This window comes from Xaviernesmea oryzae (genome assembly GCF_900109605.1).
GTDB lineage: Bacteria > Pseudomonadota > Alphaproteobacteria > Rhizobiales > Rhizobiaceae > Xaviernesmea > Xaviernesmea oryzae.
In genome coordinates, this window is sequence record NZ_FOAM01000011.1 from 120,408 (window position 1) to 140,316 (window position 19,909).

17 protein-coding genes are annotated in these 19,909 nt (G+C 63.3%); 11 read left to right on the forward strand and 6 right to left on the reverse strand.

The genetic code is table 11. The features are described from left to right. Positions 1 to 220: 220 nt before the first annotated feature. Positions 221 to 628 (forward strand): gamma-butyrobetaine hydroxylase family protein, encoded by a 408-nt coding sequence (locus tag BMX61_RS15010; RefSeq protein WP_075626465.1) that lies wholly within the window; start codon positions 221 to 223, stop codon positions 626 to 628. Then, entirely contained in the window at positions 625 to 1,821 is a 1,197-nt protein-coding gene (locus BMX61_RS15015; RefSeq protein WP_075626464.1) for a low temperature requirement protein A, read from the forward strand. Before BMX61_RS15010 ends, BMX61_RS15015 begins: the two co-directional genes overlap by 4 nt. Positions 1,822 to 1,896: 75 nt before the next feature. On the opposite strand, the gene BMX61_RS15020 is transcribed toward BMX61_RS15015, so the two are convergent. Next, positions 1,897 to 2,967 (reverse strand): GGDEF domain-containing protein, encoded by a 1,071-nt coding sequence (locus BMX61_RS15020; RefSeq protein WP_075626463.1) that lies wholly within the window; start codon positions 2,965 to 2,967, stop codon positions 1,897 to 1,899. Positions 2,968 to 3,132: 165 nt separating this feature from the next. Next, on the reverse strand, positions 3,133 to 4,524 hold the full coding sequence (fumC, locus tag BMX61_RS15025; protein WP_075626462.1) for a class II fumarate hydratase: 1,392 nt from the start codon (positions 4,522 to 4,524) through the stop codon (positions 3,133 to 3,135). A 466-nt stretch (positions 4,525 to 4,990) separates the two neighbouring features. On the opposite strand from fumC, the gene BMX61_RS15030 reads away from it, so the two are divergent. After that, complete coding sequence (locus BMX61_RS15030; protein WP_075626461.1) at positions 4,991 to 6,883, forward strand: L,D-transpeptidase family protein; 1,893 nt, start codon at positions 4,991 to 4,993, stop codon at positions 6,881 to 6,883. Positions 6,884 to 6,976: 93 nt separating this feature from the next. On the opposite strand, the gene BMX61_RS15035 is transcribed toward BMX61_RS15030, so the two are convergent. After that, positions 6,977 to 7,501 carry a DinB family protein gene (locus BMX61_RS15035; protein ID WP_075626460.1) on the reverse strand — a complete coding sequence of 175 codons (525 nt, stop codon included), beginning with the start codon at positions 7,499 to 7,501 and terminating at the stop codon, positions 6,977 to 6,979. A 62-nt stretch (positions 7,502 to 7,563) separates the two neighbouring features. Here BMX61_RS15035 and BMX61_RS15040 point away from each other — a divergent pair, with 62 nt between their 5' ends. Next, positions 7,564 to 8,286 carry a TetR/AcrR family transcriptional regulator gene (locus tag BMX61_RS15040; RefSeq protein ID WP_075626459.1) on the forward strand — a complete coding sequence of 241 codons (723 nt, stop codon included), beginning with the start codon at positions 7,564 to 7,566 and terminating at the stop codon, positions 8,284 to 8,286. An 85-nt stretch (positions 8,287 to 8,371) separates the two neighbouring features. Next, positions 8,372 to 9,694, forward strand: coding sequence for a S41 family peptidase (locus BMX61_RS15045; protein ID WP_075626458.1), 1,323 nt, complete (start codon positions 8,372 to 8,374; stop codon positions 9,692 to 9,694). A gap of 258 nt (positions 9,695 to 9,952) precedes the next feature. On the opposite strand, the gene BMX61_RS15050 is transcribed toward BMX61_RS15045, so the two are convergent. Further along, the gene (locus BMX61_RS15050; RefSeq protein WP_075626571.1) at positions 9,953 to 11,668 is read right to left on the reverse strand and encodes an ABC transporter ATP-binding protein; all 1,716 of its coding nucleotides are present in this window, start codon (positions 11,666 to 11,668) and stop codon (positions 9,953 to 9,955) included. A 269-nt stretch (positions 11,669 to 11,937) separates the two neighbouring features. Continuing rightward, complete coding sequence (locus tag BMX61_RS15055; protein ID WP_075626457.1) at positions 11,938 to 12,669, reverse strand: HAD family hydrolase; 732 nt, start codon at positions 12,667 to 12,669, stop codon at positions 11,938 to 11,940. Positions 12,670 to 13,026: 357 nt separating this feature from the next. Here BMX61_RS15055 and rpiA point away from each other — a divergent pair, with 357 nt between their 5' ends. The 3 genes from rpiA to gor all read left to right on the forward strand — a co-directional run bounded on the left by rpiA (position 13,027) and on the right by gor (position 16,040). Further along, positions 13,027 to 13,719 (forward strand): ribose-5-phosphate isomerase RpiA, encoded by a 693-nt coding sequence (gene rpiA, locus BMX61_RS15060; protein WP_075626456.1) that lies wholly within the window; start codon positions 13,027 to 13,029, stop codon positions 13,717 to 13,719. Positions 13,720 to 13,879: 160 nt separating this feature from the next. After that, positions 13,880 to 14,404 carry a DUF2059 domain-containing protein gene (locus tag BMX61_RS15065; protein ID WP_075626455.1) on the forward strand — a complete coding sequence of 175 codons (525 nt, stop codon included), beginning with the start codon at positions 13,880 to 13,882 and terminating at the stop codon, positions 14,402 to 14,404. Positions 14,405 to 14,651: 247 nt separating this feature from the next. Then, the gene (gor, locus tag BMX61_RS15070) at positions 14,652 to 16,040 is read left to right on the forward strand and encodes a glutathione-disulfide reductase (RefSeq protein WP_075626454.1); all 1,389 of its coding nucleotides are present in this window, start codon (positions 14,652 to 14,654) and stop codon (positions 16,038 to 16,040) included. Here gor and BMX61_RS15075 read toward each other — a convergent pair. Beyond that, positions 16,010 to 16,252, reverse strand: a complete 243-nt coding sequence (locus BMX61_RS15075) for a hypothetical protein (protein ID WP_139198940.1) — start codon at positions 16,250 to 16,252, stop codon at positions 16,010 to 16,012. The two genes, gor and BMX61_RS15075, sit on opposite strands and share 31 nt — an antisense overlap. A 161-nt stretch (positions 16,253 to 16,413) precedes the next feature. On the opposite strand from BMX61_RS15075, the gene BMX61_RS15080 reads away from it, so the two are divergent. From BMX61_RS15080 to BMX61_RS15090, 3 genes are all read left to right on the forward strand, one after another. Continuing rightward, positions 16,414 to 17,445, forward strand: coding sequence for a LysR family transcriptional regulator (locus BMX61_RS15080; RefSeq protein ID WP_075626452.1), 1,032 nt, complete (start codon positions 16,414 to 16,416; stop codon positions 17,443 to 17,445). A 270-nt stretch (positions 17,446 to 17,715) separates the two neighbouring features. Next, positions 17,716 to 19,089 carry a class II 3-deoxy-7-phosphoheptulonate synthase gene (locus BMX61_RS15085; protein ID WP_075626451.1) on the forward strand — a complete coding sequence of 458 codons (1,374 nt, stop codon included), beginning with the start codon at positions 17,716 to 17,718 and terminating at the stop codon, positions 19,087 to 19,089. 312 nt (positions 19,090 to 19,401) lie between these two features. Next, positions 19,402 to 19,866 (forward strand): tRNA (cytidine(34)-2'-O)-methyltransferase, encoded by a 465-nt coding sequence (locus tag BMX61_RS15090; RefSeq protein WP_075626450.1) that lies wholly within the window; start codon positions 19,402 to 19,404, stop codon positions 19,864 to 19,866. Positions 19,867 to 19,909 lie beyond the last annotated feature (43 nt).

Consider the following 19,909-nt stretch of genomic DNA (forward strand, 5'->3'; position numbering starts at 1 on the left):
GCGCAAATGCTGGCGCCGCCGCGTCGGGCAAATCCCCTGGCAGTCCTGGTCTTCGCCCCTTCGGGCCACCGGCAGGACTTCTCGAAACCGCTCAGATCGCATGTCGGTCCGCCAAGCCTGGCTTTCAAGCGTCAAGCACGGACTTTGATGGCGAAGTTTGGCGCTGTCACCTCGGGGAAACTGCGCTAAATCAAGGGAAATTCAAGGAGAGTTAGACGCGATGAGCGAGATTTGGCCCACGGAGTTGAGCGTGTCCCCGGATCGCCGGACACTGAGCGTTACCTTTACCGACGGCGCCCGCTTCGCCCTGCCGGCCGAGCGCATGCGCGTGCTCTCGCCCTCGGCGGAAGTGCAAGGGCATGGGCCGGGGCAGAAGATCACCGTGCCGGGCAAGCGCGATGTCGCCATTCGCGCCGTGCAACCCACGGGCAATTATGCCGTGCGTATCGCCTTCGATGACGGGCACGATACCGGCATCTTCACCTGGACCTATCTGCGCCAGCTCGGCGAGGAGGGCGAGGCGCTGTTTGCCGCTTACGAGGCGGAGCTTGCCGAAAAAGGGTTGAGCCGCGATCCCGGGAGCCCAGGCGACTTCGGCTTTCCCTTGTCTCCGGGCAGCTGCCGATGAGCGAGCCCCGCAACAGCTGGCTTCGCGAGCGGCGCGACGAGGATCAGAACAAGGTGCTCTTTCCCGAGCTGTTCTTCGATCTCGTCTTCGTTATCTGCATTCTCCAGGTTTCCCACCGCCTGGCGACCCACTACGACATGCTCGGCTTCCTGGAGACGCTTGTGATCATGCTGGCGCTCTGGTGGGTGTGGATCTTCACCACCTGGGTGACGAACTGGCTCGATGCGGACAAGGTGCCGGTGCGCATCATGCTCTTCGCGCTGACCTTCTGCGGCCTGCTTTTGGCCTCAGCGGTTGCACAGGCCTTTGACGAGAAAGCGCTTCTGTTTGCCGGCGCCTATGTCGCCATGCAGGTCGGCCGCTCGCTTTTCGCGCTCTATGCCTTTCGCGGTCACAGCCCCGACGAGTATGCCCATTTTCGTCGCGTCACGCTCTGGCTCTCTGCATCGGCTGTTCTCTGGATCGCTGGTGCGCTCCTTGGCGGCAATGCGCAACTTGTTCTCTGGGTCGCAGCCATCCTCCTGGAATATGTCGCGCCGGCTGCCGGTTTCCGCGTGCCAGGCCTTGGCCGCTCGGAAGGTGAGGATTGGGATGTGCTGGGCGCGCACATGGCCGAGCGCTGCGCGCTCTTCGTCATCATCTGTCTGGGCGAAACCATCCTGGTGACCGGGCGTACCCTCAGCGGCATGCCCGTGGAGCCCTTGACCTTTGCTCTGGCGGCTACCGCCTTTCTCACCACGGCGCTGATGTGGTGGATCTATTTCCACTTCGGCCATGATTGCGCCGCCGAGGAGATCGAGACCACGCACGAGCCGGGCGAGGCGGCCCGCATGATCTTCACCTATGCCCATATCCCGATCGTCGTGGCGATCATCCTCTCGGCCGTCGGAGAGGAATTCGTCCTCAGCCACCCCACGGGCAAGACGGAGCTGAAGACCGCCAGCGCCCTGATCGGTGCGCCGGCCGTCTTCCTCATGGGCAATATCTGGATCAAGCGCGCATCGACAGGCCGCATGCCGCCTTCGCATCTCATCGGCCTGGCGCTGCTCGCGCTTGCCGCGCCGCTCTATCTGGTGCTTCCGCCCTATGGCTTCTTTGCTCTCACCATGGCGGTTCTGGCGGTCACGGCTTTCAGCGAAATGGCGTTGCTCGCCAGGGCACGGTCGATGGTGGCAGGGCGGGGAGAGGGATAACTCTCAGCCAAGCATGGACAGCGTCAGACCTTACTATAGTCGCCGGCACCGCATGGTCTGTTTAGGGCCTTGCGCCTACTTCCGATAGATCAGCCAGCCGCGTCGGCCGTCCTTTTTCATCCCGTCCTCGAAGATCGTGGTGCGGTTGCGCCCGGTATTCTTCGCACAATAGAGCGCGATGTCGGCCTTGTTGTAGAGATCGACGGAATCTTCGGCAGCCGAAGCCTGGCAGAGGCCGATCGACAGGGTGATCGGCCCGTAATTGGCGCCGGTCTTGGAGTTCTTGAAGGGGGTAGCGGCCAATGCGCTGCGGATGCGCTCGGCCACCTGAAAGCTCTCGTCCGGCGAGGCATCGGTGAGGATGACCGCGAACTCCTCGCCGCCGGTGCGGGCCACGAAGGTGTCGCGCCTCAGGGTCGAGCGGATGACATTGCCAACGGTCGCCAGGATCTTGTCGCCGATCGGATGGCCGAAGCTGTCATTGATCTTCTTGAAGTGGTCGATATCGGCGATCAGCAGGCTGGTGAAGGAGCGCAGCTGCTCGGAGTTATACACCGCTGCCAGACGCTCGTCGAAGGCGCGGCGATTGGCGAGCCGGGTGAGCGAGTCCGTATTGGCGATGCGCTTGTACTCGTCCAGCTCCTGGCGGATCGCTTCCATCTCGACCGATTTCTGGGAGACGTTTTCGGCGCGCTCACGCCCCTCGCTAATCGTCTCGCTGGTGGCAGACGAAAGGATCGCCACGGCCTGGCGCAGGATCTCGACGCCGGCCTGGCCCTTGTTGTTGATCTTGGCGCTCGTCTCGTCCAGGAGCTTGGTATAGTTCTCGAGCGCGAACTGCTCCTGCTTCATCATCGCCACCAGCTCGTTGAGGTGCTTGGCAAGATGGGCATGAACCCGCTCGACCCCGGCCGGATAGTGGATATGGCCGAAATGGCGCGCGCCGATCAGGTCCAGCTCTTCCTGAGTCGCCTTGCTGCCGAGCGCGGCGAGCTCCTGCGTCAGCTTCGGATTGGAGCCGAGATAGGCCTCGTAATAGAGCTCGTAGTTTCGCGGGATGGGGGAGACACCCATGACGCGCATGGCAAAGGTCACCTGCGCTGCGATGTCAGGTGCCTGGCTTCGGCCCGTCTTGGCTTGTGCCATCGAGAAATCCCCTCTCACGATTTATCTCTATTTAGTTACTCCCTCAAATATTGGAGAATATTTAATCACTTTTGGCTTTTCGAAAAAAAATCGCCCCGAAATGCGATTTCGGGGCGATTTTCGATCAAACACGGTGATAGCTAGCGGCTTTCAGTGGAAAAACCGTTACGCAGGGCCGATCATCGTCTCGGGGCGAACGACCTCGTCGAATTCGGCATCGGTCACATAACCACCACCGACAGCCTCTTCGCGCAGGGTCGTGCCGTTCTTATGCGCCGTCTTGGCGATCTTGGCGGCATTGTCGTAGCCGATCTTCGGCGCAAGCGCGGTGACCAACATCAGCGAGCGGTCGAGCGCGGCCTTGATATTGTCCTCACGCGCCTCGATGCCGACCACGCAATTGTCTGTGAAGGACACGGCGGCATCGGCCAGAAGCTGCACCGACTGCAGGAAATTATAGGCCATCAGCGGATTGAAGACATTGAGCTCGAAATGGCCTTGGCTGCCGGCAAAGGTCAGCGCGGCATGATTGCCGAAGACCTGGACGCAAACCTGGGTCAGCGCCTCGCACTGGGTCGGGTTAACCTTGCCCGGCATGATCGACGAACCCGGCTCGTTTTCCGGCAGCGACAGTTCGCCAAGGCCAGACCGCGGGCCGGAGCCGAGGAAACGAATGTCGTTGGCGATCTTGAACAGGGCGGCAGCAGTGGAATTGATGGCGCCATGGGTGAAGACCATGGAGTCATGGGCCGCCAGCGCCTCGAACTTGTTCGGTGCAGAGGTGAAGCCGATGCCGGTGATGGCGGCGATCTCTTCTGCCACCTTTTCGGCAAAACCGATCGGAGCATTCAGTCCGGTGCCGACGGCGGTGCCGCCCTGGGCAAGTTCGCACAGGCCCGGCAGCGTCATTTCGATGCGCTTGATCGAGGAGGCGACCTGCGCGGCATAGCCTGAAAACTCCTGGCCCAGCGTCAGCGGCGTGGCGTCCTGCGTATGGGTGCGGCCGATCTTGATGATATGGTCGAAGGCCTTGACCTTGTCCTCCAGCGCGGCATGCAGATGCTTGAGGGCCGGCAGAAGGTCATGGACGATCCGCTCGGCGCAGGCGATGTGCATGGCGGTCGGATAGGTGTCGTTGGACGACTGGCTCATATTGACGTGGTCGTTCGGGTGCACCGGCTTCTTGGAGCCCATGACGCCGCCGAGCATCTCGATCGCCCGGTTGGAAATCACCTCATTGGCGTTCATGTTGGACTGGGTGCCCGAGCCCGTCTGCCAGACGACGAGGGGGAAATGATCGTTGAGCTTGCCGTCGATCACCTCTTGGGCGGCGGCGATGATGGCATTGCCCACCGTCTGGTCCAGCCGGCCGAGTGCCATGTTGGTGCGGGCCGCAGCCTGCTTGACGATGCCGAGCGCGCGCACGATGGCCAAGGGCTGCTTTTCCCAGCCGATCTTGAAATTGCCGAGCGAGCGCTGTGCCTGGGCGCCCCAGTAGCGGTCGCTTGCGACGTCGATCGGGCCGAACGTATCGGTTTCGGTGCGGGTGGCTGTCATCGGTTCCTGTCCCTCCAAGAGCACGCCGCGACCGCTGTCTCACACTGCGCCGGGCGTCGCGAATGCCGCTGGTTTGGCCTATCGGGCAGGGGCTTGTAAAGGGGGCGGACGGGGCAGGCGCCGGACTCGCCGCTCCAATCGTTTCGATGGCGCCGAGGCTGCGGCGCACCGCGCCAGCGGCGTGGCAGTTTCGTCACATCCATGCTGCTTCTCACCGTAAGTCAACAATGACGTGGACGTGAAGGCGCAAAGTTCTCAACGTAGACGGCGGGCGATTAGGCAATCTTTTGAAGAACATGCTCAAGAAGCTGGCCGCGTGCTGGCGTGCCGTGTCCATGCTTGGTGGGCTTGGCGTTTCCTTTTCATTCACCATCCTTTTCTATAGCTCTAGAGGCTCGGTGAGAGGATCGACCGAATCGAGCGCGAAACGCCACCATTGGGCCTTTGCGAGACAGGACTGCAGCTGATGACATTGAAGAAGACCGCCACTCTCGTCGCGCTTGCGGCCGGCTGTGGACTTTCCGCGCTCGGCGCGCCGCAGGCCCACGCCATGACCTTGATGGATCTCTTCCGCAAGCGCAGCGAGCCCGCGCAGCAGGAGGTCACAGTGCCGGGCGTCTATGCGCCGGGGCAGGGCGGCCTCTCCGCGCCGCCCGCCGAAAAGCGCGTGGCCGAACCGCTGCCGAAGGTTACTGCACCCCGTTATTATACCTATAAGGCCGATGCGCCTCGCCGGATCGATGCCGCACGCCTGCTGGATCCGGTCGTCACCGGCTCGATCGGCCAGGGTGTCGATCTGGCCGATCCGGCATCGCAGGGCGCAACGCTGCGCGCCGTTCTGCCGCAGGTGTCTGTTTCTGCCACCGGCGACATCGCCAAGGCCGTCGAGGCGTTTTATGCCGAGTCGGGCCATTTCCTTTGGATCGATGATCATGGCGTCACCGAAAAGGGCCGCGCGGCGCGCGACATGCTCGCCAAGGCTGACGAGGTCGGACTGGATGCCCGTGACTACGCGGTTGCCCTGCCCGAGGACAGCGCCGATCCGGCAGCGCGCGAAAAGGCGCTTGCTACCTTTGAACTGAAGCTGACCGTGGCGGCGCTGACCTTCGTGCAGGACACGATCCGCGGCCGCATCGATCCCAACCGGATCTCCGGCTATCACGACTTCAAGCGCAAGGATGTGAACCTTGCCGGCAAGCTCAAGGTCATGGCCGCATCCGGCGATATCGCCGCCTATCTCGAAAGCCAGAACCCCGAGGGACCGCAGTTCCAGGCGCTGCGCGCCGAGCTGAAGCGGCTGACGACGGAAAACGGCGGCGGCGCCGAGCCGATCCGTATTGCGCCGGGCACCCTGATCAAGCCGGGCGAAAGCAATGCCGAGCTTCCCAACGTCATCGCGGCGATGAAGCAGCGCGGCTCCGAGCCGTTCAAGGCCCGCCATGGCGACCTTTTCGCTCGCTATTCCGGCTCGCCGGACTATACGCCTGATCTCGTCGATCTTGTCGAGGATTTCCAGGCTGAGCATGGACTGGCGCGCGACGGCATTATTGGCCGTGGCTCCATCCGCTTTCTGACCGGCGGCGATGGCGGCTCTGCCCGCATCGACAAGCTGCAGATCGCCATGGAAGAAGCCCGCTGGCTGCCTGACGATCTCGGCAGCCGCTATGTCTTCGTCAATCAGCCCGCCTTCCAGGTCTATTATCACGACAATGGGCAGGAGCAGTTCTCCATGCGCGTCGTGGTCGGGGCCAAGGCGCACCAGACCTTCTTCTTCGAAGACGAGATTCAGACGGTGGAGTTCAACCCGTATTGGGGCGTGCCGCAGTCGATCATCATCAATGAAATGCTGCCGAAGCTGCGCAGCGATCCGAACTATCTCGACCGGCTGGGCTACCAAGTGGAGGTGGGCGGCCGCGCCGTCGCATCCTCCTCGGTCGACTGGTACGGCTCGACCAACAATGTGTCCGTCCGCCAGCCGCCGTCGAGCGACAATGCGCTGGGCGAATTGAAGATCCTCTTCCCCAACGCCCATGCGATCTACATGCATGACACGCCGTCGAAGAGCTTCTTCAAGCGCGACCAGCGGGCGCTCAGCCATGGATGCATCCGCCTTGCCGATCCGCGCAAGATGGCCGCCGCCGTGCTGAACACCAGCGTCGATGACGTTGCCAAGCAGATTGCTGCCGGGAAGAACAAGGGCGTGTCGGTCCCGAGCCGCATTCCGATCTATGTCGCCTACTTCACCGCTTGGCCGAACAAGGACGGACAGATCGAATATTTCGACGATGTCTATGACCGCGATCTCTACATGAACAAGGCGTTCGAAGCGACGCGCCAGGTCCGCCAGTCACGCGGCTGAACCGTGGCGGCGCTTGCGCGCCCGCTTAGTGCGACAATGCCAAAGCCCGCCTGGAGTCATGCCAGGCGGGCTTTGGCTTTTAAAAGGAGCCGCCTAACCCGCTCCGGCAAGCGGGATGCTTAGTCGCCGCGCTGGCTCGTTCTGATGCAGATGAACCGCGAACGTGTCCCGGGGAGGGGTCAGTCTCGCGGACCAGAAGAGACGGGCAATCTCGCCGCGATGGACGGCGGCGTGCATCACCACATGGATCAGCATCTCGCCCCTGTCCATGCAGCCTCTGTCGCCGTCGGTGAAGGTGAAGGCGATTGTCTCGCGAAGGTCCGTAGTGTCGATCTGGCGCAGGAACGTCAGATACCAGCTATCGCAGGTCTGGAGTGCGGCGCGCAGATCATCCGGTTCCGGTATGTCTTCCACCGTATCAGATGTGTAGCCATGGGCCCGACGGGTCAGGTGCGCGGCGAAGATTTGGCCGACGATTTCGATATGGCGCATTAGTTTCAGCCCGGTCGTGCGCACCTCGTCATGGCCGCTCTGGGGCAATACAATCAGGGCATCGAGGAGGGCCTTGTTGGCCCAGCTGTGGTAGCGGTAGAGACGTTCGAGGAAGGCGATGGTCATGGTCGGGCTCCGGCTGCCGAACGAGCGATGAACACGTCAAGAAATCCCGCCGGAGGCGCCTGATGTCCACTCGCATTGCCAAGGGGCAGGTCACCATGCGCAAGGTCCCACGCCAGGCCCGTTCGCGCGCGACAGTCGATGTGATTCTCGAGGCCGGTGCTCGTATTTTAAGCCTGGAGGGATGGACGGGTTTCACCACCAATCGTGTCGCCGAGCTGGCCGGGGTGAGCATCGGCTCGCTTTACCAATATTTTCCGGACAAGCTGTCGCTGGTGGATGCGATCCGCCGCCAACACCTTGAGGACTGCATGGCGGCACTGCAACTGGCGGGAAGCGATGGCGTGGCGCCGGATGAATTCGCTGCGCGTCTGGCGCAGGACATGATCGCCGCCCATCTCAAGTATCCCGGCCTGCACAAGGTATTGCTCGACGAGGCGCCGGTATCAGAGGACTTGCGCGATCCGGAAAGCACTTTCGAGCGCGCTTATCTCGCCGGCTTCGAGGCCATGTTGGTCCGCTACCGCGGTACGTCCGATCGCACGGCCGCCCTCGCCCTCTCCGATGCGCTGGATGGGGTGATCCACAATGCGGCGCGGCGAGGAACGCTGGCAGATTCCGGCGTGGCACGCGCGCTCGTGGGCATGATCGGCTGGTTTCTGACCCGGCAGTGCGACGAGATGGCGCAAAGCGCCGTGCGTCCTGAAATCGGCGAGGTTGCAGACAAAGCAGCTGCGCCCATGATAGAAGACCCCCGCGGTGATCCGGATGGTAGAGTCCGTCCTTGACCGCACGCTGCCAGGCTTGACCGAGACGCCTGCCTGGCGTCGCGCCAATTTCAGACGGCTGATTTTTAGGCCGGGGATGTGCTGCATGAGACGTGTGATTTCTCCTCTCGTCGCCGGCGCCGTCATCGGCGCGACGGCGGTTGCGTTGTTTTCGTCCGTCATGGCGCCGGCAAAAGCCGCCAGCAGCGCCACGTACAAGGAGCTTTCCGTCTTTGGCGACGTTCTGGAGCAGGTCGAGCGCAATTATGTCACGCCGCAGAAAGAGGGCGATCTGATCGAGAAAGCCATCAATGGCATGCTCTCCTCGCTCGATCCGCATTCCTCCTACATGAATGCGCATGACGCCGAGGAGGCGATGAGCCAGATCCACGGCGAGTTCGGTGGCCTGGGGCTGCAGGTCGCGACGGAAGGCAAGCTCATCAAGGTCGTCTCCCCCATCGACGACACGCCGGGCGCGAAAGCGGGCGTGCTGGCCGGCGACGTGATTTCGGAAATCGACGGGCATTCCGTGCGCGGTCTGGCGCTTGAGGATGCCGTGGCCAAGATGCGCGGACCCGTCAACACGCCGGTCAGGCTGACGCTGATCCGCAAGGGTGCCGACAAGCCGATCAAGCTGACGATCGTGCGCGATACGATCAGCGTGCAAGCGGTAAAATCACGGGTCGAGGGCGATGTCGGCTATATCAGAATCATCTCATTCACCGAGAAGACCTATGACGGCCTGGAGCGCGCCATCGCCAAGATCAGAAACGAAGTGCCGGCCGACAGGCTGAAGGGCTACGTGCTCGACCTGCGCCTCAACCCAGGCGGGTTGGTGGCTCAGGCGGTCAGCGTCTCCGACGCCTTTCTCGATCGCGGCGAGATCGTGTCGCTACGCGGCCGAAACAAGGATGAAGCGCGACGCTACAACGCGACATCAGGCGACCTGACGGACCACAAGCCGGTGATCGTGCTGGTCAATGGCGGTTCGGCCTCGGCGGCCGAAATCGTCGCCGGCGCGCTGCAGGATCTCAAGCGCGCGACGATCCTGGGTACGCGCTCCTTCGGCAAGGGGTCCGTCCAGACGATCCTTCCCATGGGCAAGGCGGGCACCCTGCGTCTGACGACGGCGCTTTATTACACTCCGTCGGGCACGTCGATCCAGGGCACGGGAATCGCGCCCGACATCACCGTCGAGCAGCCGCTTCCGCCGGAACTGCAGGGCCGTGTCGAAGCGCAGAGCGAATCCCGCCTGCGCGGCCATATCCAGGGCCAGAGCGAAACCGAGTCCGGCTCCGGCTCGTCCGCCTATGTGCCGCCAGAGGCCAAGGACGACGTGCAGCTGCAATCCGCCCTGCAATTGCTGCGCGGTGAGAAGACCGATCCGGCCTTTCCCCCCAGCCAGGAGAAGGCGGCCGCGCTGCAGTGATCGAAAGACGGAGCGTCGTCCGCCCAAGGCAGCCAGCGCGTCCAATTGCAAATGCGCATATCTTTGAACGCGAGTCGCTTCAGCGGCTTATGAACGAAGGCGAAAGCGCTTTCGCATCTCTGTGCGATGGGTGAGGCTGGCGGACATATGCGCCCGCCAGCCTCGGCTTTGTTTCGGTCGGTGATGTCAGCGATCACGTAAGACTGAGGACAAGCGCGAGCCCGACCCTGTCGGTCAGCCTTCCCACAATCGTGCGCTTCATGCTTCCGCACCGCTGCCGTGCAGCTTGGCATAGGCGCCGCTCGCCGCCATCAGCCTGTCGTGCGTACCGTCTTCGACAAGGCCGTCCTCGGTCAGCACGAGGATCCGGTCGGCGCGCCGGATCGTTGACAGACGATGAGCGATGACGAGGGTGGTGCGGCCTTTCGAAAGCGCCATGAGCGCATCCTGCACTGCCCGCTCGCTGTCATTGTCGAGTGCGCTCGTCGCCTCGTCGAAAATGAGGATCGGCGGGTTTTTCAGGAAGAGCCGGGCGATCGCCAGTCGCTGGCGCTGGCCCCCGGACAAGGTGACGCCACGCGGGCCGACTTCAGTTTCATAGCCGCGCGGCAGGGCATGGATGAACCCTTCAGCCTGCGCGGCGCGCGCGGCCGCTTCAATCTCCGCCATGCTTGCATTGGGCCGGCCATAGCGCAGGTTTTCGGCAATCGTTCCAGCGAAGAGATAGGTGTCCTGCTGAACGAAGCCGACCGCTTCCCGCAGTGAGGCCAGCGTGACGGTGCTGATATCCGTTCCGTCGATGCGGATCGTGCCGGAGCGAAGATCGTAGAACCGGGCGATCAGCGCGCAGAGCGTGCTTTTTCCGACCCCTGAGGCCCCGACCAGCGCAACGAAATCACCACCCTCGAGAGCGAAGGATAGGCCGCCTATGATATCGCTTTTGCCCTCATAGCCGAAGCGCACGCGATCGAAGGTAATCTCGCCCTTCGTCACGGACAGCGGCAGGGCATGCGCGCGCTCCTGAAGGTCCGGAACGATCTCCAGGATCTCCATGGCCCTAACGAAACCGGTATAGCCCTCCTGCCAAAGGCGGATCACATTGGCGAGGCGTTTGACCGGATCGACCAGGATACCCACGGTCAGGACGAGGGTCAGCAGGTCTGCCGCCGTCAGGCGCTCCGAGAGAATGTGAAGCGTGCCGATAAGCAGCACGAGCGCGGTGATGAGCTGCGCCAATCCATCCATGCAGAGAGAGAACCAGGCTTCGCTGCGATAGCTGTCGGCCCGGCTGGCAAGGAAGCGGAGGTTAAGCGCCTCGAAGCGCTGTCGCTCGCGCTGTTCCTGCGCGAAAGCCTGCACCACGCGAATGCCGGAGAGCGTGTCTTCGATTCTGTCGTTGATGGCGCCGATCTCCTGCTTGCTGCGGGCGATCGCGCGGTTCATGGCGCGGTTGAAATGCAGAGCGGAGGCAATGGCGAAGGGTGTGATCGCCAGCACACTCCAGGCGATGACCGGATCGAGCAGGAACAGCACCGTGATGGCACCGCCATATTTCAAGGCGCCGATAAACAGGTCTTCGGGGCCATGATGGAAGAGTTCGCCGAGCCAGAGCGGGTCGCTGGTCATCCGGCTCATCAACTGGCCTGTTCGGGTGCGATCATGAAAGCTGAACGGCAGTTGCTGGCAATGATCGAACACATGGCGGCGCACATCGGCTTCGATCCGTGCGCCCATGACATGGCCCCAGTGATCGACGAAGAACTGGGCTGCCAATTGCAGGCCGAGCGCCGCCAGGAGTATGGCTGCAGGCGCGATCAGCCGCTCATGAGCCTCCGGCCCGGCGCCGATCTCATGCACGAGGTGGCTGATCCCAAGAGGGACGTAGATGGTGCAGGCGGCAAGCAGACCAGCCGCCGCCAGATCGGCCGCCAGAAGCGGGATGTGCGGTCGGTAATAGCCGAGCAACCGGCGCAGGCGCGCGTTGCGCGCCCCCGCATCGCTGAAACGCCTGGTATGACTATGAGATTTATGAGGCGGCGGATCCTTCCGCGCCTGAAAGGAGGCATGAGCCATGAAGAGCGATATCCTGATGCGTGATCGGGTGGGTGACGTCGATCAGGGTCGTTTTCATCATGGCTCTCCCAAGCTTCTTCCGCATGGAGCTTAGTCTGAATGCGCGAAGCCTTCAAGCGCGCGGTCCAAGCAGCCGCTGGTTGGAAGATCAGCCGCGCAAAGTCAGAAGCTTAGTTCCCGATCAGCCCGTCGACCATGTCGCCTGTCAGCCGGTCATAGCTCTTGATGATCACATCGGGTTTCAGCGTTTCGATCGGCACGTCGGAATAGCCGAACGGGACGGCGATGACGGGGATCTTGGCGTTGCGGGCAGCGAGGATGTCGTTCAGGCTGTCGCCCACCATGATGGCGCGCGCCGGATCGCCGCCGGCCAGCCGGATCGTGCCAAGCAGATGTTCGGCATGGGGCTTGCGCACGTCGAAGGTATCGCCGCCGGTAATCGCCTTGAAGCGATGGTCGAGCTTCAGCGTCGAAAGCAATGTCCTGGCGAGCTTTTCCATCTTGTTGGTGCAGACGGCAAAGGCATAGCCCTCGGTCTCCAGCCGGTCCAGCGCCTCGATCAGCCCGTCATAAGGCTTGGAGGCGCCGGGCATGTTGGCGTGGTAGTGGGCTACGAATTCCGCCATCTGCCAGGCGAGATCCTCGTCCGAGAGCGGGCGCTCCCGCAAGGCGAAGGTGCGCTCGATCATGGCTTTCGCGCCGCTGCCCACGAGGAAGGTCAGGTCCTCGTAGCTGACGGGTTCGAGACCGGCCTGGGTGACCGCATGGTTGAGACTGTCGACCAGATCGTGCGCCGTGTCGATCAGCGTGCCATCGAGATCGAAGACGACGAGCGCGGGGGCACGCGGATCAGTGCCGGTGGCGGTGTTGCTGGGCGCGGCGGAGGCGGTTTCGGCGGGCATCGGCGGGCTCCTGGAACGAAGAGGCGGCGGCACGCGCCGGCTGTTGCCACGGCTGTAGGAGATCGGGAGCCGGCTGGCAATGGCGATACGCGCGGGGGATTGGCCGCAACCGCCGCGCCGCCCATCGCCGAGGCGGGCGAGGGCGGCGATTGGCTCTTTCGCTTGGGCAAGCCGCCGTGTAAACCTTCAGCCCGGCTCAGCCTGTCGGCTTGTGGCAAGGCGACGGGTTTTGGTTCAAGAGGTGGATGATTTCCGCCCTCGGGCTTGCCAGGCTTCGTATCTGTGTTTTATCGCATGTTCGCGAGGCTAGGGGGCAGACGACCCTGAGCGGCATGTTGTTAAGGGAGAAGACGGCGCATGGACGCCCGTCAGATGAAGATCAAAGCGGCCGAAGCCGCTCTGGCCCATGTCGAAGATGGCATGCGCCTTGGAATCGGGACAGGCTCGACGGCTGAGGAATTCGTCCGGCTCCTGGCGGAGAAGGTCGAGGCGGGGCTATCCGTGCTCGGCGTTCCCACTTCCGAGCGGACGGCAAGGCTCTGCGTCGAACTCGGCATTCCCCTGCGCTCGCTCGATGAGCTGCCGGAACTGGACCTGACCATCGACGGGGCTGACGAGCTGGATGCTCGCCTTCGGCTGATCAAGGGCGGCGGCGGCGCGCTTCTGCGCGAGAAGATCGTCGCCACCGCCTCCGCGCGCATGATCGTGATTGCCGACGAGAGCAAGGTCGTCGATACGCTCGGTGCCTTCAAGCTGCCGATCGAGGTCAATCTCTTTGGGCTCACGGCAACGCGGATCGCCATCGAGAAGGCCGCCGCGCGCTGCGGTCTTTCAGGGGAGATCGCCTTGCGGTCCACCGGCGACGGTGCCTATACCACCGATGGCGGACATCTCATTCTCGACGCATCTTTTGGCCGTATTCCTGATGCAGAGGCGCTATCCGACGCGCTGTATCGCATTCCGGGCGTGGTCGAGCACGGGCTTTTCATCGGTATCGCTTCGCTGGCCGTCATTGCGGGTCCGGACGGGGCGCGGGTGATGACGCCTTAGCGGGCGCGGTTCCGGCATAGCGTGTCTGACGGCCCGCGTTTCGACGCCAAGGCCGCGTGACGCTGGGCCGAGGATCCGGTCGAGAACCACATCTATCAAGACAGGAGCGGCCAGGGCGCATGATGAACCGGCCACTCGTCAACAGACAGGAGTTCCATTCATGATTTCCTTCGCACGCCACGGCCGCGTTCTGGCTGCCGCGCTCGTTCTGACCACCGCGCTCAGCGCCGGCGCCCGTGCCCAGGACGTGACGGATGAGCAGCTGAAGGCTGCCCGCGCCGCGATCGCAGCCATCGGCGCGACCAATAATTTTGACAATATCCTGCCCAATCTCGCCGAACGGCTGAAGACCAGCCTGATCCAGTCCTCGCCGAACTACGAATCGCTGATCAACAAGACCGTCGATGAGAAGGCGATCGCGCTGGCTGCCCGCCGCGCCGATCTTGAGCGCGAAGCCGCGACCATCTATGCCAAGACCTTCAGCGTCGACGAGCTGAACGCCATTGCCACCTTCTACAATTCCGCTGCCGGCAAGAAGCTGTTGAACGACGGCCCGATCGCCACCCGCGAAATGCTGAAGGCTGCCGACATCTGGGCTGCCGGCGTCTCGCGCGACCTGCAGACAGAGACGAGCAAGGCGCTGGACAAGACGCTGACGCCGCCGGCTGCCGCCGCCAAGCCCTGATCGCCTGACTGGCCTTACGGCACCGAATTTCTACAAAGCCCGGCCTCTTTGGAGGATGCCGGGCTTTTCTTTTGGCGCCAAGGCAACCACATCTTCTTCCTGACGCTGGCCGGACGAGATGAAATTTGTCGGGCAGTCCGCCGAATCGATTTCGGGCGCACGTGACTTCGTCTAAGACCGTCCCAGTGCTGCAGGCCGGCTTCTTGCCGGCTGTCCCTATTCTTTAGACCCCATCCGGGAGCTTTCCATGCCATCCTACGACTATGATCTCTTCGTCATCGGCGGCGGTTCCGGCGGCGTGCGCAGCGCGCGGCTCGCCGCATCGCTTGGCAAGAAGGTGGCCATCGCGGAAGAGTTCCGCTTCGGCGGCACCTGTGTGATCCGCGGCTGCGTGCCGAAGAAGCTCTATGTCTACGCCTCGCAATTCTCCAAGGACTTCGAGGACGCGGCGGGCTTTGGCTGGAGCGTCGGGGAGATCGGCTTTGACTGGACCAAGCTCGTGGCGGCCAAGGAGGCCGAAATCACCCGGCTGGAGGGGCTCTACCAGAAGGGGCTGACCAATGCCGGTGCCGAGCTGATCGCCAGCCGCGCCGAACTCGTCGGCCCCAACACGATCAAGCTGCTCTCCGATGGCCGCACGGTGACGGCCGAGCGCATCGTCATTGCCGTCGGCGGCCATCCGACCCCGCATGGCGATTTGCCCGGCCATGAGCTCTGCATCACCTCCAACGAGGTGTTCGACCTGCCGGCTCTGCCGAAATCGGTGCTGATCGAGGGCGGTGGCTATATTGCGGTGGAGTTCGCCAATATTCTCCAGGGGCTCGGCGTGGCGGTTACGCTGATCTATCGTGGACGCGAGATCCTGTCGCGCTTCGACCAGGACATGCGTCAGGGCCTGCATCGGGAGATGGAAGCCAAGGGCATCCGCATCCTCTGCGGCGACGTGATCACGGCCGTAGCACGCGGCGCGGGCGACCTTTTGAAGGTCGAGACGCGCAACAACGGCACGCTGCAGGTGGAGCAGGTGTTGGAAGCGATTGGCCGCGTGCCCAACACAAAGGGGCTTGGTCTGGAGGCCGCCGGTGTGAAGGTGGACGAGAAAGGCGCCATCATCGTCGATGCCTTCTCGCGCACCAGCGCGCCGGGTGTCTACGCGTTGGGCGACGTTACCAACCGCGTGCAGCTGACGCCGGTCGCGATCCACGAGGCCATGTGCTTCATCGAGACCGAGTACAAGAACAACCCGACCTCGCCCGATCATGACCTGATCGCCACCGCCGTCTTCTCCCAGCCGGAGATCGGCACCGTGGGCCTGACGGAAGAGGAGGCCGGCCAGTGCTTCGAGGATGTGGAGGTCTATCGCGCCGAATTCCGGCCGATGCGGGCAACATTGTCGGGTCGCACCGAGAAGATGATCATGAAGCTCTTGGTCAACGCCGCCGACAACAAGGTGGTGGGCGCCCATGTGCTCGGCCATGCGGCCGGCGAGATGGCCCAGCTCCTCGGCATCTCGCTGAAAGCCGGTGTCACCAAGGCCGATTTCGACCGCACCATGGCCGTGCATCCAACGGCGGCGGAAGAGCTGGTGACCATGTATAGCCCGAGCTACCGGCTGAAGAACGGCGCGCGGGTATAGGACGCTCGGCTCCCGCGCCCGTCGGGCGTTTCGCCCCGGCGCGCGCGGGCTGACTGCCAGGCCTTCAGCCGCAACGGCAGCTCGATCAGCCAAAGCAGGCCTTGCCACGCCTCGCGATCGAGCGGGTCGCGCAGGTCAGGACGTGTCAGGGTGTGGCCGGGCAGGGGAAGACTAAGGGGAATCTGGTCACGCATGGCGGTGTCCTCGTTCAATGCCTGATCTCCTAGCTAAGCCCTTGGCGCGCTCAGGCGTAGACCAGCCGATGAAAGCCCCCTTTCATCCGTGAAGCACTGCCAAGCTCTCGAAACCGGTTATAATGCTCGTGAGGTTCGGCGGCTTTGCCACCGCTGTTTGGGGTCGGATGACGGGCGCGATGAGCGACAAGAGGGGCATGCAGATGGGAGGGCCGGGGGAGACCCCAACAGGCGACCCTGCCTTCGGGCATCGCGGTGAGCGCGAGCCGGCCGGCTGGGACGATTTCCGCCTGTTTCTGGCGGTGGCCCGCGAGGGCGCCCTGTCGCTTGCCGCGCAGCGCACGGGACTGAGCGCGCCCACGATCGGCCGGCGAATGCTGGCTCTGGAGCGGGCTCTGGGCCGGACGCTCTTTCAGCGCAGCCAGCAGGGATATCGGCTGGCGCCGGATGGCGAGGCGCTTCTCTCCCACGTTGCCGCCATGCAGGCGGCGGCCGAGCGCATTGAGAGCTGGCGGCAGGAGGCGTTTTCCACGCCGATCGTGACGCTTGCCGCCGATGGCTGGCTGGCGCGCTTCATGGCTGACCATGTCGAGACCTTGCGTGGTGCGACTGAAGAATTTCGCCTGTGCTGTCGCTCCGCCCATGAGGGCATCGATCTCGCCTATCGCGCCATCGACATCACGCTTCTGCCTGCGCCACCCGTTGCGGGCAATGTGGCGGTGCGCCGGCTGGGGCTGATGCGTTATGCGCTCTATGGTCGCCATGACCGGGATCGTAATGGGCCTTCACGCTTCGTCTCGATCGGCACGGAAGCGGCGCGCACGCCCGCTGACAGCTGGGTCTTTCGCCACCATGAAGGCCAGATCTTCACCTGGACGACGACGCCCGACATGCTCTGCCGGCTGATCCGCGCGGGCGCCGGAATCGGTGTTCTACCGGTCTTCCTGGGCGATGGCCTGCCGGATTTGGAGCGGATCGGCGAGCCGATCCACGATCTGGATCACGCCGTTCATCTCGTCGCCCATGATGACGAACGCCGCCGGCCGGAGGTGCGCCTGGTTCTGGAGCGGCTGGCAGGTCTCTTCCGAGCGCAGGCGCATCGTTTCGAGGGTTTGCGAGTCGAAGGCCTTGGCGAAGAGGCCGGTGCCAATGCGGCCGGCGCGCAAAGCCAGCGTCACGAGAATGCAGGCAGGGATGCCAGGTTCGTCTGATCGAAATTCGACATATTCGATCTGCGCTCCGGACGGATGATCTCGATTCCACAGGCTTCGCTTCAACGGGCTTTTCCCGGCCTCCTCTCTGCGATCCTCGGCTGCGACGCCGATCAGCCGACGCCCACTTCACAGGAGAGATCGGCCCCTGAGCTTGGGGGTTGATCAGGCGCCTGTGCGCTCTAGGCAAAAGCGCCGTTAAGGTTTATAAGCCGCCCACTTGAAAACGACCGGGATCGCCGCACGATCCCCGAACGAATGGTTAGAGCAATGGCACAGACCTGGACCCCGACAAGCTGGCGTAACAAGCCGATCCAGCAGGTTCCGGACTTTCCGGACGCTGCCGCTTTGGAGGCGACTGAGGCTCAGCTGGCAAGCTTCCCGCCGCTCGTCTTTGCCGGCGAGGCACGCCGCCTGAAAAAGGCGCTGGCCCAGGTGTCCGAGGGCCATGGTTTCCTGCTGCAGGGCGGCGATTGCGCCGAAAGCTTCGCCGAACATGGCGCCGATACGATCCGCGATTTCTTCCGCGCCTTCCTGCAAATGGCCGTGGTGCTGACCTTCGGCGCCCAGCAGCCTGTGGTTAAGGTCGGCCGCATTGCCGGCCAGTTCGCCAAGCCGCGCTCGTCCAATATCGAGCGGCAGGGCGATATCGAGCTTCCCAGCTATCGCGGCGACATCATCAATGGCATCGAGTTCACGCCTGAGGCCCGGATTGCCAATCCGGAGCGCCAGCTGATGGCCTATCGCCAGTCGGCTGCAACGCTGAACCTGTTGCGCGCTTTCGCCATGGGCGGCTATGCCAATCTGGAGAACGTGCATCAGTGGATGCTCGGCTTCGTCAAGGATAGCCCGCAGGCCGAGCGCTACCGCAAGCTGGCCGACCGGATTTCCGAAACCATGGACTTCATGAAGGCCATCGGCATCACCTCGGACAACAATTCGAGCCTACGCGAAACCGATTTCTTCACCAGCCATGAGGCGCTGCTGCTCGGCTATGAGCAGGCGCTGACGCGTGTGGATTCGACCTCGGGCGACTGGTACGCCACCTCGGGCCACATGATCTGGATCGGCGACCGCACCCGCCAGGCCGATCACGCCCACGTGGAATATTGCCGCGGGATCAAGAACCCGATCGGCCTGAAATGCGGCCCTTCGCTGACCGCCGACGGCCTGCTGGAGCTGATCGACCTTCTGAACCCGACCAACGAGGCTGGTCGGCTTACGCTGATCTGCCGCTTCGGCCATGACAAGGTGGCCGACCATCTGCCGCGCCTGATCCGCGCGGTCGAGCGGGAAGGCAAGAAGGTCGTCTGGTCCTGCGATCCGATGCACGGCAACACGATCACGCTGAACAGCTACAAGACGCGCCCCTTCGAGCGGATCCTGAACGAAGTCGAAAGCTTCTTCCAGATCCATCGCTCGGAAGGCACGCATCCCGGCGGCATTCATATCGAGATGACCGGCAAGGACGTGACCGAATGCACCGGCGGCGCCCGCGCGCTCTCCGGAGCCGATCTCGCCGACCGCTACCACACCCATTGCGACCCGCGTCTGAACGCTGACCAGGCGCTCGAACTGGCCTTCCTGCTCGCCGAGCGGATGAAGGGCGGCCGCGATGAAAAGCGACTTGTCGTCAACGGCTGAGTGACCTTCGGGCCGATATACGTGTCGGCCCGCAGGATGTCTGGGTAAGGCCGTGTTTGGCCAGTTTGGAAAGGGGCGGCCGCCTCAAGTAAAGCCGCCTCCCGTTGCCGCGGCATCTGGTGTGCCGAGACCAGTATGGCTACAAATGCGCTCAACGTATCGATGAGGCACGGATGAGCGGCGGCGTCGGCTCGCCGGTGGTGATGTACGTGGATCCACTTGCTTTTGCGTAGCGCGGCGATCTGATCGTCTGCTGATGCTTTCCATCAGTCGTCTGCCCGAACACATTGACAGAAGCTGCCTTTCCCATTCATGACCCGTCTGCGCATCGCCCTCTACCAGCCCGACATCGCCGGCAATACCGGCACGATTCTGCGGCTGGCAGCCTGTCTCGGCCTGTCCGTCGATATCATCGAGCCAGCCGGTTTCGATACCTCCGATCGCAACCTCAAGCGTGCGGGCCTTGACTATATTGCCGCCGCGACGCTGACGCGCCATGTCACCTTTGCGCATTTCGAGGATTGGCGGCGCTCCGAAGGCCGGCGGCTGGTGCTGGCGTCCACCAAGGCGGCCGTGCCCTATACGCGCTTTGCCTTTCGCGATGGCGACATCCTGCTCTTCGGCCGGGAAAGCGCCGGCGTGCCTGAGGCCGTGCATGAGGGTGCCGATGCACGCATTCTCATTCCCATGCAGCCGGGCCAGCGCTCGCTCAATGTTGCGGTTTCCGCCGCCATGATCGCCGGCGAAGCAATGCGGCAGGTCGTCTGGCGCGATTGATGCCTTGCCCGGCAGGAGTGTTCGAACAAGACGTGCGGTGGCC